This window comes from Streptomyces violens (assembly GCF_000717745.1).
Taxonomy (GTDB): Bacteria; Actinomycetota; Actinomycetes; order Streptomycetales; family Streptomycetaceae; genus Streptomyces; species Streptomyces violens.
The window spans coordinates 321,022-337,267 of the sequence record NZ_JOBH01000009.1; the positions used below are offsets into that span (position 1 = coordinate 321,022).

Genomic DNA, 16,246 nt, shown 5'->3' on the forward strand with positions numbered 1-16,246 from the left:
TTTATTCCCGCTGTCCACCACCTTTAGGAAGCGGAAGAGGGCGGTTGCCGCCGTGTCGCCACAGTCCCCCAACACCTCGAGTGCCTCGACCGACCAAGACGGGCAGGGTAAGAACCCTGCAGCCGGATTCGGTGCGAACGAGTGGCTCGTCGACGAGATCTACCAGCAGTACCTCCAGGACCCGAACTCGGTAGACCGAGCCTGGTGGGACTTCTTCGCCGACTACAAGCCGGGCGCACCGGTGACGTCGGGCACTCCATCCGACGAAGCCAAGCCGGCCGCGACTCCGCCGGCCGAGCCGGCCGCCGCACCCGCGGCTGCCGCCCCGGCCAAGGCCGAGGCCAAGCCCGCCGCCGCGCAGCCCGCGCCGGCGAAGGCCGCCCCGGCGAAGGCCGAGGCCAAGCCTGCCGCGAAGGCCGCTCCGAAGGCGGACGCCAAGCCCGCCGCCGAGGCGCCCGAAGGCCCGGAGTACGTCACCCTGCGTGGCCCGGCCGCCGCCGTGGCGAAGAACATGAACGCCTCGCTGGAGCTGCCCACGGCCACGTCCGTGCGCGCCGTTCCCGTGAAGCTGCTGTTCGACAACCGCATCGTCATGAACAACCACCTCAAGCGCGCCCGCGGTGGGAAGGTCTCCTTCACCCACCTCATCGGGTACGCCATGGTGCAGGCGCTCAAGGCGATGCCCTCGATGAACTACTCGTTCACCGAGAAGGACGGCAAGCCCACGCTGGTCAAGCCGGACCACATCAACCTCGGCCTGGCCATCGACCTGGTGAAGCCGAACGGTGACCGCCAGCTCGTCGTCGCCGCCATCAAGAAGGCAGAGACCCTGTCCTTCTTCGAGTTCTGGCAGGCGTACGAGGACATCGTCCGCCGCGCCCGGGTCGGCAAGCTGACGATGGAGGACTTCACCGGCGTCACCGCGTCGCTGACGAACCCCGGCGGCATCGGCACCGTGCACTCCGTGCCGCGCCTGATGCCCGGCCAGGGCCTCATCATCGGCGTCGGCGCCATGGAGTACCCCGCGGAGTTCCAGGGCACCTCGCAGGACACCCTGAACAAGCTGGGCGTCTCCAAGGTCATGACGCTGACCAGCACGTACGACCACCGCGTGATCCAGGGCGCCGCCTCCGGCGAGTTCCTGCGCATCATGAGCCAGCTGCTGCTCGGCGAGAACGACTTCTTCGACGACATCTTCAAGTCGCTGCGGATTCCGTACGAGCCGGTGCGCTGGCTGAAGGACATCGACGTCAGCCACGACGACGACGTCTCCAAGGCGGCCCGGGTCTTCGACCTGATCCACGCCTACCGGGTGCGCGGCCACGTCATGGCCGACACCGACCCGCTGGAGTACAAGCAGCGCAAGCACGCCGACCTGGACATCACGGAGCACGGCCTCACGCTCTGGGACCTGGAGCGCGAGTTCGCGGTCGGCGGCTTCTCCGGCAAGTCGATGATGAAGCTGCGCGACATCCTCGGCGTGCTGCGCGACTCGTACTGCCGTACCACCGGCATCGAGTACATGCACATCCAGGACCCCAAGCAGCGCAAGTGGCTGCAGGACCGCCTGGAGCGCCCGCACACCCCGCCGGAGCGCGAGGAGCAGCTGCGCATCCTGCGCCGCCTGAACTCCGCCGAGGCGTTCGAGACCTTCCTGCAGACGAAGTACGTCGGCCAGAAGCGCTTCTCGCTGGAGGGCGGCGAGTCCGTCATCCCGATGCTGGACGCGGTCATCGACTCCGCTGCCGAGTCGCGTCTCGACGAGGTCGTCATCGGCATGGCCCACCGCGGCCGGCTGAACGTCCTCGCCAACATCGTCGGCAAGTCCTACGCGCAGATCTTCCGCGAGTTCGAGGGCAACCTCGACCCGAAGTCGATGCACGGCTCCGGCGACGTGAAGTACCACCTGGGCGCCGAGGGCACCTTCACCGGTCTCGACGGCGAGCAGATCAAGGTCTCGCTGGCCGCCAACCCCTCGCACCTCGAAGCGGTCGACCCGATCGTCGAGGGCATCGCCCGCGCCAAGCAGGACATCATCGGCAAGGGCGGCACGGACTTCACGGTCCTGCCGGTCCAGCTGCACGGTGACGCGGCGTTCGCCGGCCAGGGTGTGGTCGCCGAGACGCTGAACATGTCGCAGCTGCGGGGCTACCGCACCGGCGGCACGGTGCACATCGTCATCAACAACCAGGTCGGCTTCACCGCCGCGCCGGAGTCGGCCCGCTCCTCCATGTACGCCACGGACGTGGCCCGCATGATCGAGGCGCCGATCTTCCACGTGAACGGTGACGACCCGGAGGCCGTGGTGCGCGTCGCGCGCCTCGCCTTCGAGTTCCGCCAGGCGTTCAACAAGGACGTCGTCATCGACCTGATCTGCTACCGCCGCCGCGGCCACAACGAGTCGGACAACCCGGCCTTCACCCAGCCGCTGATGTACGACCTGATCGACAAGAAGCGCTCGGTGCGCAAGCTCTACACCGAGTCCCTCATCGGTCGTGGCGACATCACGCTGGAGGAGGCCGAGCAGGCGCTGCAGGACTTCCAGGGCCAGCTGGAGAAGGTCTTCACGGAGGTCCGCGAGGCCACCACGACGCCGATGGCGCCCGAGGTCCCGCAGCCGCAGGCCGAGTTCCCGGTCCACGTGGACACCGCGGTCTCCCAGGAGGTCGTCAAGCGGATCGCCGAGTCCCAGGTCAACATCCCCGACCGGGTCACCGTCCACCCGCGTCTGCTGCCCCAGCTGCAGCGCCGCGCGGCCATGGTCGAGGACGGCACGATCGACTGGGGCATGGGCGAGACCCTGGCCTTCGGCTCGCTGCTGATGGAGGGCACCCCGGTCCGGCTCGCCGGCCAGGACTCCCGCCGCGGCACCTTCGGCCAGCGCCACGCGGTCCTCATCGACCGCGAGACCGGCAACGACTACACGCCGCTGCTGTACCTCTCCGAGGACCAGGCGCGGTTCAACGTGTACGACTCGCTGCTCTCCGAGTACGCGGCGATGGGCTTCGAGTACGGCTACTCGCTGGCCCGTCCCGAGTCGCTGGTCATGTGGGAGGCGCAGTTCGGTGACTTCGTCAACGGCGCGCAGACCGTCGTCGACGAGTTCATCTCCTCCGCCGAGCAGAAGTGGGGCCAGACCTCCGGCGTCACGCTGCTCCTGCCGCACGGCTACGAGGGCCAGGGCCCGGACCACTCCTCGGCCCGGATCGAGCGCTTCCTCCAGCTCTGCGCGCAGAACAACATGACCGTCGCGATGCCGACGCTCCCTTCCAACTACTTCCACCTGCTGCGCTGGCAGGTGCACAACCCGCACCACAAGCCGCTCGTCGTCTTCACCCCGAAGTCGATGCTGCGTCTGAAGGCCGCGGCGTCGAAGACGGAGGAGTTCACCACCGGCGGCTTCCGCCCGGTGATCGGCGACAGCACGGTCGACCCGAACGCGGTCCGCAAGGTGCTCTTCTGCTCCGGCAAGGTCTACTACGACCTGGAGGCGGAGCGGCAGAAGCGCGGTGCGAACGACGTCGCGATCGTCCGCATCGAGCGGCTGTACCCGCTGCCGGGCAAGGAGCTGCAGGCGGAGATCGCCAAGTTCCCGAACGCCGGCAAGTTCCTGTGGGTCCAGGAGGAGCCCGCCAACCAGGGCGCCTGGCCGTTCCTCGGCCTGAACCTGATCGACCACCTGGACCTGGCGGTCGGCGCCGACATCCCGCACGGCGAGCGCCTGCGCCGCATCTCGCGGCCGCACAGCTCGTCGCCGGCGGTCGGCTCCGCCAAGCGCCACCAGGCCGAGCAGGTCCAGCTCATCGCGGAGGCGTTCGACGCCTGAGCCACCGGCTGACAGGGCGGGGCCCCACCGGATCACTCCGGTGGGGCCCCGCCCTTCTGCTGTCTTCAGATCGTCAGCGGCTCGAAGTCGCGGAGCTGGTACGGCGGCAGGTCCGCCTCGGTGGAGCGGGTGTTGTGGGCGAGGTCCAGGGTCCACGGGTGGCTCGGGCCGACCGCCGCCTCCATGGCGGGCAGCGCGCGGCTGAGGGACCCCAGGGCCGCCGCGCGGTCGCCGGCCGCGAGCAGCGCCAGCGCGTGGTTGGCGTCGCTGCCGACGGTGTACGGGTGGGCGGGGCCGAGCAGTTCGCGGTAGCCGGTGTAGGTGAGTTCGGCCGTGGCGAGGGCGCGCTCCGGGTCGCCGGACTCGCGCTCCAGGCAGCCGAAGCCCGCCGCCGTCATCAGGGTGAGCGGGTCCCGGCGGCCGAGCAGCCGCACCGCCCGCTCCAGCAGCCGTTCCATGCCCTGCCGGGCCCGCTCCCCCTGCCCGGCGCCCCGGCGGCAGAGCGCGAGGCCGTGCCCGGCGCGCAGCGACTGGGGGTGGTCGGCGCCCAGTACACGGTGGTGGCTGCGCACGGTCCGTTCCTGGAGCTCCAGCGCCGCTTCGACGCGGCCGGTGAGCCGCAGGTCGGTGGCGTAGTGCAGCTCGGAGTAGAGCGTCCAGGGGTGATTGGGCCCGAGAAGCCGGCGGCGCGCCCGCAGGGTCCGCAGGTCCAGGTCCAGCGCCTCGTCGTAGGCGCCGAGCAGCCGCAGGGAGACCGCGGTGTTGTTCTGTGCGGCGAGGGTGCGCGCGTCGCCCTCGCCGAAGGTCTGCCGGCTGCCGTCGAGCACGTACCGGGAGAGTTCCAGGGCTTCCTGGAGGCGGGCGAGGCCGCGCAGGTCGGCGGCGAGGCCGGTGGCGGCCCGCAGGATGTCGGTGTCCGGGGTGGCGCTGCCACCGAGCAGCCGCTCCAGCGCGGCCCGGTCCAGCTCCTCGCAGGCCGCGTACTGTCCGGCGGCGCGCAGCAGGTTGGCGTGCGCGTGCAGCAGGTCCAGGCGGTGCGGGTGGTCCTCGGGCAGCAGCTGCCGCCAGGCCCGGTCCACCCGCCGGGCCAGGGCCAGTCCGGTGTCCTGGACTCCGGCGAGGTAGGCGTAGCGCAGGCAGTTCAGTACCGGCCGCGCGGTCTCCGCCGGGTCGGCCTCCAGCGCGCCGGAGGGCAGCAGATGCGGCAGCAGCGCGGCGTACGCGGGCCAGTCGGCGGGCTCGTCGGGGCGGCCGGGGTCGGCGGCGGCGAGCGCGCCGCGTACGGCGCGTGCGTAGCGCTCCCGCTCCGGCGCGGGGACGCCCTCGCGGACCAGGAGGCGGACCATGCGGTGCAGGTGGACGCCGGTGATCCGGTCGCCGTCCGGGGTCTCCATGGCGTCCACGACGGAGTAGCGGGCGAGCAGTCGCAGCGCGTCCTGGAGCCGCCGGGGGTCGCCGGTCAGCGGGGCGAAGTCGCCGCGGATCCGGCCGAGGAGGGCGACCGGCACGGTGCCGGGTGCGAGGACGGCGCACAGCCGCAGCAGTTCGCCGGCGTCCGGGGCGGTCTCGGCGATGCGGTCCAGCAGGGCGGTCCAGGCCGCGGCGAAGGTCATCGGGAAGTCCTCGGCGACGACCGTGCGGGCGTCGCCGATGCCGCCCTCCAGCAGCCGCAGATAGCTTCCGACGCTCATGTCGGAGTCGTTCAGCCAGCCCGCCGTCTGGTCCAGCAGGAGCGGCAGGTCCTCCAGGGCCGCGGCCAGCCGGCCGGCGTCCTCCGCGGTCAGGCGCGGGGCCCGGCGGCGGACGAAGGCGATGCTCTCCGGGCGGTCGAGGACGGGGACCGGGAGGAGGAGGGTGTTGTAGGTGTCCCAGGAGCGATTGCGCGAGGTGATCAGGACGTGGCCCGAGCCGCTGGGCAGCAGGCCGGCCACCGCTTCGGGGTCGTCCGCGCCGTCCAGGACGAGCAGCCAGCGGTGGTACGGCTCGCCGCGGCGCAGCGCGTCGGTGACCGCGCGCAGCCGCTCGGCGGTCCCCGTAACACCCGTGATGCCCAACTCCGGGGCCAGGTCCGCCAGTTGCCGCCGCGCCTCCTCCCCCGTACCGGCGGCGATCCACCACACCACGTCGTACTCGGTGGCGAAGCGGTGCACGTACTCGGCGGCGAGCTGGGTCTTGCCGACGCCCGCCATGCCCAGCAGCGTGCAGACCGCGGCGCCCCGCACGGAGCCCGCCAGCCGGCGGTGGATGCGGGCGAGGAGGGCCGCGCGGCCGGTGAAGCGGGGGTTGCGGCGCGGCACCCCGCCCCAGACGTCGGGCGCGTCCAGCGGGAAGCGCGGGCCGCCGGTGCCGGGCGCCGGGGCGTCCGGGAGCCCGAGGCGGCGCAGCAGGAGGCGCTCGGCGTGGTGCGCGCCGGCCTCGGTGAGCTGGGCGGGGCCGAGCGCGGCGGCGCCCCGCGGGAGATTGCCGGGGTCGGTGACGCAGACGGCGGCGAAGCGGCCGGGGTGGGCCGCGGTGACGGCGGCGAGGGCGGCGTCCCACTCCCGCCCCGTGCGGACGCCGGGCTGGAAGTAGCCGGCGCTGAAGACGAGCAGTACTTGGCCGCCGGAGAGCGTGAGGCCGCCGAGCGCGGCCCGCAGCTCCATCGCGGCGGGCGGGTCCCAGTGGTGCAGCGGGGCGCGCAGCCCGTGGCGTTCGAGGCGGTCGGCGATCCAGTCGCCCCAGGCCCGGCCGTCCCCGGCGACGCTGACGGTGACCCGCGGGCCGGGCGGCGGTCCGGGCCGTACCGGCCGGGCGGGCCGCGGCACCCGCGCGGACGCGGCGTCCGCCTGCCGCTGCGGGAACGTCGACTCCGCCGGCTGCGCCATTACGGTCCTGCTCTCCTCCGGGGGACCGTCGATACGGCCCTGTTCTTCCGTATCCCACCGCGCCCGGCCGCCGCGAGCGGATTCCGGCCTAGTACGGGACGCCCCGCCGGAGCTGACGCCACATCAGGTCATCTGCGGCTCGAAGTCCCAGTAGGGCCGGGTACGGGCGCGGGCGGAGAGGGTGTGGGCGTGCTGGGGGCCCAGGACGGTGCTCAGGCCGGTCAGTGCCTCCTCCTCCAGCTTGTCGGCCTCCTGGCGTTTGCGCAGGCCGCGCAGGTCCGCGGCGAGCGCGATCTGGCTGGAGAGGGTCAGCGGGTGGCGCAGTCCGAGGGTGGCGGTGGCGCGGGTGACGGTGTCCCGGCCGAGTTCGGCGGCGGCCTCCGGGTCGCCGGAGAAGTTGCGGGCCGCCGCGGCGTTCAGCGCGCAGCCCAGCGTCCAGGGGTGGTCGGGGCCGACGGCCCGGCGCATCCCCGCCAGCGCCTCCTCGGAGAGCAGCAGCGCCTGCTGCCGCTCGCCCGCGGCACGCAGTACGAGCGCGTGGTTGGCCTGTGCGCCGATCGCGTACGGGTGGGCCGCGCCCAGCTGGAAGAGGTACCGCTCGGCGACCTGCTCGCCGATCTCCCGGGCCTGGTCCAGGCTGCCGTGTTCGCGGGTGAAGCAGGAGTAGCTGACAGCGACCATGAGGGTGAGCGGGTCGGTCTCGCCGAGGACCCGCTCGGACCGTTCCAGTACCCGGCCGAGGAGGCGGCCGGCCTTGGTGCGGTCGCCGGAACGGTAGAAGCACAGCCCGAGGTTGTGCTCGGCGCGCAGCGTCTGGGGGTTGTCGTTGCCCATGACGATGCGGTGCACCCGGACGCTGTGCTCCTGTACCGAGGTGGCCTCGGCGTAGCGGCCGAGGAGGCGCAGGTCGGTGGCGACGTGGATCTCGGAGAAGAGCGACCAGTTGTGGCGGGGGCGCAGCAGCTCGCGGCGGGCCTCCAGGGTGCGGCGGTGCAGCGCCAGGGAGTCGGTGTAGCGGCCGAGGAGGCGGAGCGAGACGGCGAGGTTGTTCTGCGCGTTCAGGGTGCGCGAGTCCTGCTCGCCGACCAGTTCGGTGTAGCCCTGCAGGACGGTGGTGGACAGCTCCAGGGCCTCCTCGAAGCGGGCGAGGCCGCGCAGGTCGGCGGCGAGCCCGGCGGCGGCACGCAGGGTGTCCAGGTCGCGCGGGCCCTGGGTCTCGCGCAGATGGTCCAGGACGACGCGGTCCAGCGCCTCGGTGGCGGCGTAGTCGCCGGTGGCGCGCAGCAGGTTGGCGTAGTGGTAGCTGAGGTCCCAGATCCGCGGGTGGGTGTCGCCGAGCAGCTCCCGCCAGGCGGCCAGGGCGCGTTCGGCGAGCTTGAGGCCGGAGCGGTACTCGCCGGAGAGGTACATGTACCGCAGCACGTTCAGGACCAGGTTCTGCACGTCGGGGTCCCGGCTCACCAGGACGTTCGCCGCCTTGAGGTGCTGGGCGAGCTCGGCGAACCGGGGCCACAGCCGGGTGTCGGTCGGGCGCAGCGGGTCGGCGGCGGCCAGCGCGCGCTGCGCGACGCGGCTGTACTCCTCCTGCTGCCGGTCCGGCATCAGGGCGCGGACGGTCTGGTGGACCATGCGGTGCATGTAGAGGATCTCGCCGCCTGGGGACGCGTCGTCGGCGGTGACGTCGTGGGACTCGATGCGGACGACCGAGTACTGCAGGAGCTTGCTGATGGCCTGGTTCCACAGCAGCGGGTCGTTCATCAGCCCGGTCAGCTCCTCCGGCAGGTCGCCGGGCGGGATCTCGCGGAGCAGCCGTACGGGGATGGCGGCGGGCGCGAAGAAGGAGCAGAGCCGCAGCAGGTCGACGGAGGCGGGCACGGCCTCGGCCAGCCGGTTCTGCAGTATCGACCAGGAGGTCTGGTAGGTCATCGGGAAGTCGTGGGCGACCCGGACGACCTCGGCGTCGGCGCCGCTCTCCAGCAGTTCGACGTACTCGTCGACGGTCATCGTGGAGTCGCTGAGCCAGCCCGCCGTCTGGTCGAGCAGCAGCGGCAGGTCCTCCAGCGCCTCGGCCAGCCGGCCCGCCTCGGCACGGTCCAGGCGCGGGGCGCGGCGCCGGACGAAGGCGATGGACTCCTCGCGGGTGTAGACGGGGACCTCGAACATCATGGTGTTGTGCTCGCTCCACTCGCGGTTCTGCGAGGTGAGGAGCACGTGCCCGGGCCCGGAGGGCAGCATGTCGGCGACGTGTTCGGGCTGGTCGGCGCCGTCCAGGACGAGCAGCCAGCGGTTCGACGGCTCGCCCCGGCGGAGCGCGTCGCGGACGGCGCGCAACCGCTCGCCGTACTCCTGGCCGGTGCTCAGGCCGAGCGCGGGCGCCAGCTCGGCCAGCCGCTGGCGCATCGGGGTGCGCTCGCCCGCCGCGACCCACCAGACCACGTCGTACTCGGAGCCGAAGCGGTAGACGTACTCGGTGGCGAGCTGGGTCTTGCCGACGCCGGACATGCCGTACAGCGTGCACACGGCGGCGCCGCGCTCGGCCTGCTGGAGGCGGTGGTAGACGTCCGCGAGGAGGTTCTCGCGGCCGGTGAAGCGGGTGTTGCGGCGCGGCACGCCGCCCCAGACGCGCGGCTGCTCCTGCGGGTAGCGGGGGCCCTCGCCGTCCTCCTCCGGCTCGGCGTGCGGGTCCGGTTCGATGCCGAGCCGGGCCAGCAGCCGCCGCTCGGCCTCGCGGGCGCCGACGTCGGCCAGCTCGGCGGCGCCGAAGACGGCGGTGGCGGTGGGCAGCGCGTTCGTGGTGATGGAGACCGCGGCGAACTTGTCCTGGCGGTCGGCGACGACGGTGCGCAGCGCGGCGTTCCACTCCTCGTGGCTGCGCGGGCCGAGCTGGATGTACCAGTCGCTGAGCACGATCAGTACGGTGCCCTCGGCGAGCGCGAGGTCGCGCAGCGCGTCCTCCAGCGGGGTGCCGGCCCGGGTGTCCCAGCGCTGGAGGGAGACCCGCATCCCGTGCCGCTCCAGCCGGTCGCCGATCCAGGCGGCCCACGCGCGGTTGAAACCGGCGAAACTGACCGTGACCGGTGGCCGGCCGGTGGGTGCGGTGCTCCTGCGCGCTGCGGGCATTCGAACGACTCCCTCGTCTTGCGTACGAACGAACGGCCGGGCAAGGACCGTCAGAGCTGCCCTGCTGGGGAACATACACCGGCGAACCGGTCGTCGGCGGTCATCGCGCGTGCTGTCGTCGCCACATCGTCCGCGAGGTCTCCACGTAGGCGCTCGCGCGGGCCAAGTACCCCTCGGGAGGCGGGCGTTCCCGCAATCGGGTGAGCCGGTCGGCCATCGCGCCGACCAGGACGCGGCCGGCCGGGGTGAGGGTGCGCGAGCCGAGCAGCGTGGGCAGCGCGGCGCCGACCTGTTCGCGGCAGCGGGAGTGCTCGGCCCATGCGGTGTGGCGCTCCAGCGCGGTGGTGGCGGTGAGTGCGAAGCGCTGCCAGTAGTCGGCGAGCGCGAGGTGCGAGTACGTGCCCTGGAGCAGTCCGTCGAAGGGGCGCGGGTCGGGCCGCCAGGGGGCCCAGTGCAGGGCGGTGCCGGTGTCGTGGTGCAGCGGCGCCAGTTCGGCGAGCGCGGCGAGCTTGGCGTGCTGGAGTTCGTGGACGAGCGTCGCGGCGAGGAAGGCGGGGGTCTGCGGGGTGGAGCTGAGGACCGCGCCGAACGCCTCGCGGCGGGTGCCGCTGCAGTGCGCGGGGCCCGCGGCGTGCGGGCTGGCGTTGGGGGGCGGGGCGAGCGGCACGACGCAGTCCAGCAGGACGTCCGCCTCCAGGGCGCGGGTCGGGCCGCCGCGCTCCAGCAGCGGCCGGGCCCCGGCCCAGGCCGCCTGCCAGCGGGCCCGTTCGGCGGTGGTGAGCGGCTCGGCGGGCTTCAGGCCGTGCCGCTCCAGCCCGCTGTCGGCCGTGCGGAACGGGTCGAGGTCGTCGAGGAGTACGGAGTGGGGGCCGCCGGTGAGCGGGCGCAGCGGCCGCCAAGCGGGGTCGGCCGACTCCCAGGACCCGTCGGGCCGGTGCAGCAGCACGGCGGCCGGCCCGCCTGGCGGGCGGATGGTCAACCTGCCATTGCAGTAGGCGAGTTCGAGATCGGGCGGCGGTCCCTCGCGGCCGGCCGCCCGCCCGTGCAGGGTGTACGCGCCGAGGGTGGGCAGGGCCAGTACGCCAGTCGGAGCGCGCAGCTTCAGGGCGAACGGGAGCCGGGCGCGGGCGGCGGCCGCGGCGGCGACGGCGCCGAGGTGTTCGAGGTCGGGGAGGAGGCCGGGCGGCGGTACGGCGGCGGCGAGGCCGCGCAGGGCGCGCCGCACCCAGGGCCCGAGCAGCGGGTAGTACAGCACCCGGCGGGTGGCGTCCCGGTCGGCGCGGTCGGCGTCCTCCAGCAGCGCCCAGTGCTCCGCCACCCGGGCCCCCGCGGGCCGCGGCACGCTCGGCCCGCGGGCGGAGTCCACCGCGTCGAGCAGCGCGCGCAGCAACAGCAGCAGCCGCGTCCGCTGGTCGTCCACCAGCAGCCGCAGCGCCTCCGCACCGCCCTCGGACCGGCCCAGCTCACGCAGCAGGCCCGCGGGTACGGGGCTGCTCATCGGGCGGGCCCCCGGGTGGCGCTCGCCAGCCGCCCGGCGGCGTGCCGGATCAGCCGCTGGAGGTCGGCGCAGTACACCGAGGGGTTGGCGAAGCCGCTGCCGTGCCGGTAGCGGTGCGCGTACTGGCCCCCGCCGCAGACCCGCACCAGCGGACAGGCGCGGCACACGGGGGCGAGGGCCGCGGCGCCCGCGTGCCGGGCGGCGATGCCCGGGTGCGCGAGGGCCTCGTCGAAGGGGTGGCGGAAGACGTCCAGCCCGGTGGCGGCGGCGCCCTCGTACGCGGACTTCAGGGAGTCGACCTGCTCGATGCTGCCGTCTGTCTCCACCACGACGGCGGTGAACGGGGTCAGGCCCAGCGACTCGCCGCCGGCCGGCGCGCCCAGCAACAGGGCCAGGCACTCCTCGAAGAGCCGGACCCGCGGCTGCCCGGCGCCGCCGTCCCACCAGGCGTCGAAGACGGCGCAGAGCCAGTCGCCGTACGGGGTGGGGCGGTCGGGGCCGGGAGTGAGACCCGGTGGCGGGGCGGTCCAGTTGCCGTGCGGGAGCAGCAGGTCCAGGCGCGGCGGGCGGAGCGCGCGCAGCGAGGCGTAGGTCTCCAGGGGGTCGGTGCGCGGGTCGACGACGGCGAGGATGCCCGCGTACGCGTCCGGCTGCTCCTCGGCGAGCAGGCGCAGGCCGCGGACGGCGCGGCTCCAGGCCGGGCGCCCCGCGTGGTCCACGCGCGCGGCGTTGTGCGCGGGCAGCCCGCCGTCGAGGCTGACGCCGACCCGGATGCCGTGGTCCGCGAGGGTGCGCAGCCGGGCGCGGGTGAGCAGGGTGCCGTTGGTCTGGACGGTGGGGTGCAGGGTGCAGTCCCCGGGGAGGCGGGTGCGCAGCAGCTCGACGGCGCGGCCGAGGCGGTCCGCGCCCGCCAGCAACGGTTCGCCGCCGTGCAGGACGAGCGCCGCGTGCCGCAGGCCGTGGGCCGCGGCGTGCTCGGCGATACGGGCGGTGGTGCGGTCCAGGACCGCGTCGCTCATCGTGGCGGGGCGGTCCCGCCAGCCCTGGTCGGCGGCCTCGTAGAGGTAGCAGTAGCGGCAGGCGAGGTTGCAGTGGCCGTGCACCTTGAGGATGAACTGCCGGAAAGGGTGCCGGAAAGAGGGGACGTCCGGCCGGTCCGCCGCCGACGGGCCCGTGTCCCGTACGGTCTGCTGCGCCACGTCCGCACCCCCAAAGCCGCGGCCCGCGCAGGGACGGCCCCCGTCGCCGGTCCGAGGCGGAGTATCCCTGCGGGGCGGCGTGACCAAACCGGCCGCGATCGCCGGTGTCCGGTTCTCCCGGCAACGACGACTGAAACTGTTCGGGTGCTGCCGATTCACTTCAGAAGGCGCGCGTCAGAAGGCGGCATTGAATCCCCAGAGCATTTCCGTGGGTTCGTCCACCCGCGTCCGGATCCGTTCCAGTACTTCCGACAGCACCGGGTGGTCCACCGTCCGCAGCTCCTCGAGGTCCAGGGCGAGCAGCTCGGGCAGCTCGGGCAGCTCGCCGGCCGGCGGCACCGTGGCCCCGGCCTCCGCCGTCCCGGCCTCCGTGTCCTTGCGGCTCGCGCTCATCGCCTTGCCCCTTTCCGCCAACTGCCCCCGCCGGTACGCATGTTCCAATCTGCCGTCTGTCACCCGCCGATGTCCATGAGCCGGCGCGAGGTCTCCCGGCCCGCCGGGCCGCCCTCGTCGGGCAGCCGCCGCCATTCCTCCAGGGCCAGCCGGTAGGCGTCGCGCGCGGCACGCGGCCGCCGCGCGTCCTCGTACGCCTCGCCGCGCAGGTGGTACGCGCGGGCGCACAGCCGTACGGCGGCGTCCGGGTCCGCCGCGTCCTCCTGGGCCGCGCGTGCCGCGTCGGCGGCGCGACGATAGGCGTCCGCCGCCTGTTCGAGCTGCGCGTCCAGGCCGGAGCGGCGGTGCGCCAGCCGGTGCGCGCCGCCCAGCTCCAGCCAGCTTTCCGCCCGGACCAGCGGGTCGGCGGCGGACTGCGCGGCGAGCCCGAAGAGGTGCTCGGCCTCCCGCAGGTCCACCCGGTCGTCGTCGGTCCTGCGCAGCAGCAGGGCGCGGCCGAGCATGAGCAGCCGGCGCGCCAGCCGCGGGTCGCCGGCCGCGGTCTCCATCCGGCAGTCCCGCAGCACCCGGACCGTACGGTGGATGACGGCCCGGCCGCCGGGCTCGCGGGCCCGCCGCATCAGCGCGTCGCCCCACTCCTCGATCAGGTCGCCGTAGCCCTCGCGGTCCCGGGGCACCGCGCGGCAGGCCGCTTCGTACCGCCGGTCGGCCTCCGCCAAATGGCCGGCGTCGCCGTCCGCTTCGAAGCGGCGCACCGCGAGCCGGGCGGCGCGCACCAGCACGGCGGCCCGCTCGTCCGGCCCCTGCGCCGCCTCCTCCATGTCCTCGACCAGCCGCCCGGCCCGGTCCAGCGCGGTACCGGTGAGCATCAGCAGCGCGTCGGTCAGGTCCAGCCGGGCCCACAGCCGGGCGTCCTCGGGCGCTTCCTCGGCGGCCATCGCGTCGGCCGCGTGCGTGAGCGAGGCCGCGGCCTGCTCGGCATAGGCCGCGGCCTGTTCCCGGTCGGCGGCCGTACCGGCCAGCCGCAGCAGCGCCCGCCCGTGCGCCAGCGGCAGGCCGTGCGGCTGCGCCTCGTCGTACGGCCAGGCGTCCGCGAACGCCTCCAGCATCCCGACGGTCTCCTGGAGCAGCCCGCTGTCGCCGCCCAGCCGCCACTGCTCCTCCAGGACCTGCACCCGTTCCAGGGTGATCTCCAGGGCGTGCCACGGCTCCAGCCCGGCGGTCGCGCACACGGCGGTGAACTCCCGGTCGGCGCGGCGCAGCAGGTCCAGCGCGCCGCGGTCGTCACCGGCCGCGCGCCGCTCCCCCGCCTCGGTGTGCAGCACCCGTCCCAGCGCGGTGCGGGCGCGCGCCTCGCCGGACTGCGCCGCCGTACGCGCCGCCTCCCGCGCCTCGCGCAGCAGCGCCCGGCCGCCCTGCAGCTCCCACAGCCGCAGCAGGGTCTCCGCCAGCTCGCTCCACAGCGCGGTGTCCGCGCCGCGGTGCCGCTCGCGCCCGGTGGCGTGCCGCAGCAGCTGTACCGCGTCGAGGAGGTTCTGCACCATGCCGTCGGCGGCGAACCGTTGCACCAGCGCCTGAGAGCGGCGCACCGCCTCGGAGGACGCCGGGCCGCCGGGGCCCTCGTGCCCGTCGGTGGTGATGGTGCGCAGCGGGACGAACCGTTCCAGGACGTGCGCCGCGACCTCGGCGAACGGCTGCGGGGCCCGTACGCCGGGCCCGTCGCCCGGCGGATGGGTGCGCAGCCGGGCCGCCGACTCCGCCGGGTCCGCGCGCCGGTCGCCGGTGAGCTGCGCGATGGCGAGCGCGGGGAAGTTCGGGCCGCCCTTGCCGAACCGTTGCTCCACATACGCCGAGCAGTGCTTGAGCACCAGCAGCGCCTCGTCCCTGCCGAGCGGTCCGAGCAGTACCTCCTGCACGCCCTTGACGAACTCGTACCAGGGGCCGCCGGCCATCGACTCGCCGTCCGTGCGCGTCAGCAGCCCGCCGAGCAGCACCTCCGACAGCTCCGCCGGGCCGGTCCCCGGCAGCATCGTGCGCTGCACCAGCTGCATCACCGGCAGGCACAGCGGGGCCGCCGCCAGATAGACCGCGAGCTGCGCCGCGCCGGGCGAGGCGGCGCGGCGGAAGCGGGCGACGACCTCGGCGGCGGGCAGCGGGTCGCGGGGGCGAGGGGCGGGGGCCGGGGGCTGGTCGGCGCGGAGCCAGCCGACGGCGGCGGGCACCTTGCCGGCGCCGGTACCGGAGAGCAGCCGGGCCCAGGCGGCGAGGGCGCCCGCGGTGGGCGGCAGTACGGGGACCGGCAGCGCGCCCCCGCCGGCCTGCGCGGTGTCGCCCGTGAAGTGCAGGGCCGTGGCGTAGGACGGGCCCTCGCCGCGGCGCAGCGTGCCGTAGGAGACGGGCAGCCGGGTGCGGGACCACATGCGCTGCGGCAGCGGCTGGAGGACGGCGAGCGGGCCCTGCCGGGCGAGCCGGTGCAGCAGCCGGTGCGCCTGGCCGCTGCGCCACAGGGGGCCCGCGCAGTCGCTGACCAGGACGGTGACGCGGCGGCCCGTGGGGTCGCTGAGCTGGTCAGCGGAGCGTAACGGCGCGTGCGCCGTCTCGAAGCGGCGGGAGACCGCGGGGCGGCCGTCCGGGCCCTGGTGCAGGAACTGCACCTGTACGTCGCGGAAGGCGCCCAACTGGGCGAAGACCTGCTGGAGTTCGTGGAGCAGCCGCTCCCAGACGCACATCGAGGAGGACGCGTCCATGATCAGCTGGAGCGACGCCTCGGCCCGAGGGACCGCGCGGAACACCGGCATCACCAACCCGCCCGACCGCGCGCTGCGCTCCGCCGTCGCCGTCTCGTCCAGGACGTGGTGCACGGCGGGTGCCGCGCTGCGGTACCGCTGGAGGGGGCGCAGGGCGCGCTGGAGGGCGAGCAGGTCGGGCAGCGCGGGCGCGGCGGGCACGCCCACGGGCAGGCCGCTGCCGTACGGACCGGCGGGCGCGCCCGCACCGCTGCCGGGCAGCTCCTGGCCCGCCGGGTAGAGCGCGACATGGGTGGCGCCGGGCGGCCCGGCGGACCCGCTGCCGGGCGGCTCCCGGTCGGCGCCGGGGGCGTCCTGCCGGGTGCCGGTGCGCGGGGGCGCGGGCGTCCGCGCGCCCGGCGCCCGGCCCTTGGCGTCCGCCGTGCCGCCGCCGCTCTCCTGCTCCGCGGCGGCCCCGTGCGGCCGGCACCACTGCGCCAGCCACAGGGCGTCGGCCAGCTCCCCGGCATCCGGGTCCAGGCCCGCGCCGCGCAGCGCCGCGACGACGTCGGCCCAGCTCTGCGGGGCGGTGGGGCGTCCTGCACGGTCCCGCATCACGC

General features: G+C 74.6%; 7 protein-coding genes. 1 reads left to right on the forward strand and 6 read right to left on the reverse strand.

The window, feature by feature from the left end:
* Positions 1–52 precede the first annotated feature (52 nt).
* Positions 53–3,826: a multifunctional oxoglutarate decarboxylase/oxoglutarate dehydrogenase thiamine pyrophosphate-binding subunit/dihydrolipoyllysine-residue succinyltransferase subunit gene (locus IF04_RS0119115; RefSeq protein WP_030258804.1), complete on the forward strand. Its 3,774-nt coding sequence runs from the start codon at positions 53–55 to the stop codon at positions 3,824–3,826.
* A 65-nt stretch (positions 3,827–3,891) separates the two neighbouring features.
* Here IF04_RS0119115 and fxsT (IF04_RS0119120) read toward each other — a convergent pair whose 3' ends face one another.
* The 6 genes from fxsT (IF04_RS0119120) to IF04_RS0119145 form a co-directional block, all read right to left on the reverse strand.
* Positions 3,892–6,690 carry an FxSxx-COOH system tetratricopeptide repeat protein gene (fxsT, locus tag IF04_RS0119120; RefSeq protein WP_051831366.1) on the reverse strand — a complete coding sequence of 933 codons (2,799 nt, stop codon included), beginning with the start codon at positions 6,688–6,690 and terminating at the stop codon, positions 3,892–3,894.
* A 123-nt stretch (positions 6,691–6,813) separates the two neighbouring features.
* The gene (gene fxsT, locus IF04_RS0119125) at positions 6,814–9,810 is read right to left on the reverse strand and encodes an FxSxx-COOH system tetratricopeptide repeat protein (RefSeq protein WP_030258812.1); all 2,997 of its coding nucleotides are present in this window, start codon (positions 9,808–9,810) and stop codon (positions 6,814–6,816) included.
* 100 nt (positions 9,811–9,910) lie between these two features.
* Positions 9,911–11,308 (reverse strand): aKG-HExxH-type peptide beta-hydroxylase, encoded by a 1,398-nt coding sequence (locus IF04_RS0119130; protein ID WP_030258816.1) that lies wholly within the window; start codon positions 11,306–11,308, stop codon positions 9,911–9,913.
* Positions 11,305–12,507, reverse strand: a complete 1,203-nt coding sequence (locus IF04_RS0119135) for an FxsB family cyclophane-forming radical SAM/SPASM peptide maturase (RefSeq protein ID WP_078600473.1) — start codon at positions 12,505–12,507, stop codon at positions 11,305–11,307. The genes IF04_RS0119130 and IF04_RS0119135 overlap by 4 nt, the downstream gene beginning before the upstream one ends.
* Positions 12,508–12,681: 174 nt before the next feature.
* The gene (gene fxsA, locus IF04_RS38785; RefSeq protein WP_037959904.1) at positions 12,682–12,900 is read right to left on the reverse strand and encodes an FxSxx-COOH cyclophane-containing RiPP peptide; all 219 of its coding nucleotides are present in this window, start codon (positions 12,898–12,900) and stop codon (positions 12,682–12,684) included.
* A gap of 59 nt (positions 12,901–12,959) precedes the next feature.
* Positions 12,960–16,241, reverse strand: coding sequence for an SAV_2336 N-terminal domain-related protein (locus IF04_RS0119145; RefSeq protein WP_051831367.1), 3,282 nt, complete (start codon positions 16,239–16,241; stop codon positions 12,960–12,962).
* Positions 16,242–16,246 lie beyond the last annotated feature (5 nt).

What these genes read in the sequence shown, in the direction of transcription:
- IF04_RS0119145 (WP_051831367.1), bottom strand. Translation starts at nt 16,241, where the DNA reads ATGCGGGACCGTGCAGGACGCCCCACCGCCCCGCAGAGCTGGGCCGAC.
- IF04_RS0119130 (WP_030258816.1), bottom strand. Translation starts at nt 11,308, where the DNA reads ATGAGCAGCCCCGTACCCGCGGGCCTGCTGCGTGAGCTGGGCCGGTCC.
- fxsT (WP_051831366.1), bottom strand. Translation starts at nt 6,690, where the DNA reads ATGGCGCAGCCGGCGGAGTCGACGTTCCCGCAGCGGCAGGCGGACGCC.
- fxsA (WP_037959904.1), bottom strand. Translation starts at nt 12,900, where the DNA reads ATGAGCGCGAGCCGCAAGGACACGGAGGCCGGGACGGCGGAGGCCGGG.
- fxsT (WP_030258812.1), bottom strand. Translation starts at nt 9,810, where the DNA reads ATGCCCGCAGCGCGCAGGAGCACCGCACCCACCGGCCGGCCACCGGTC.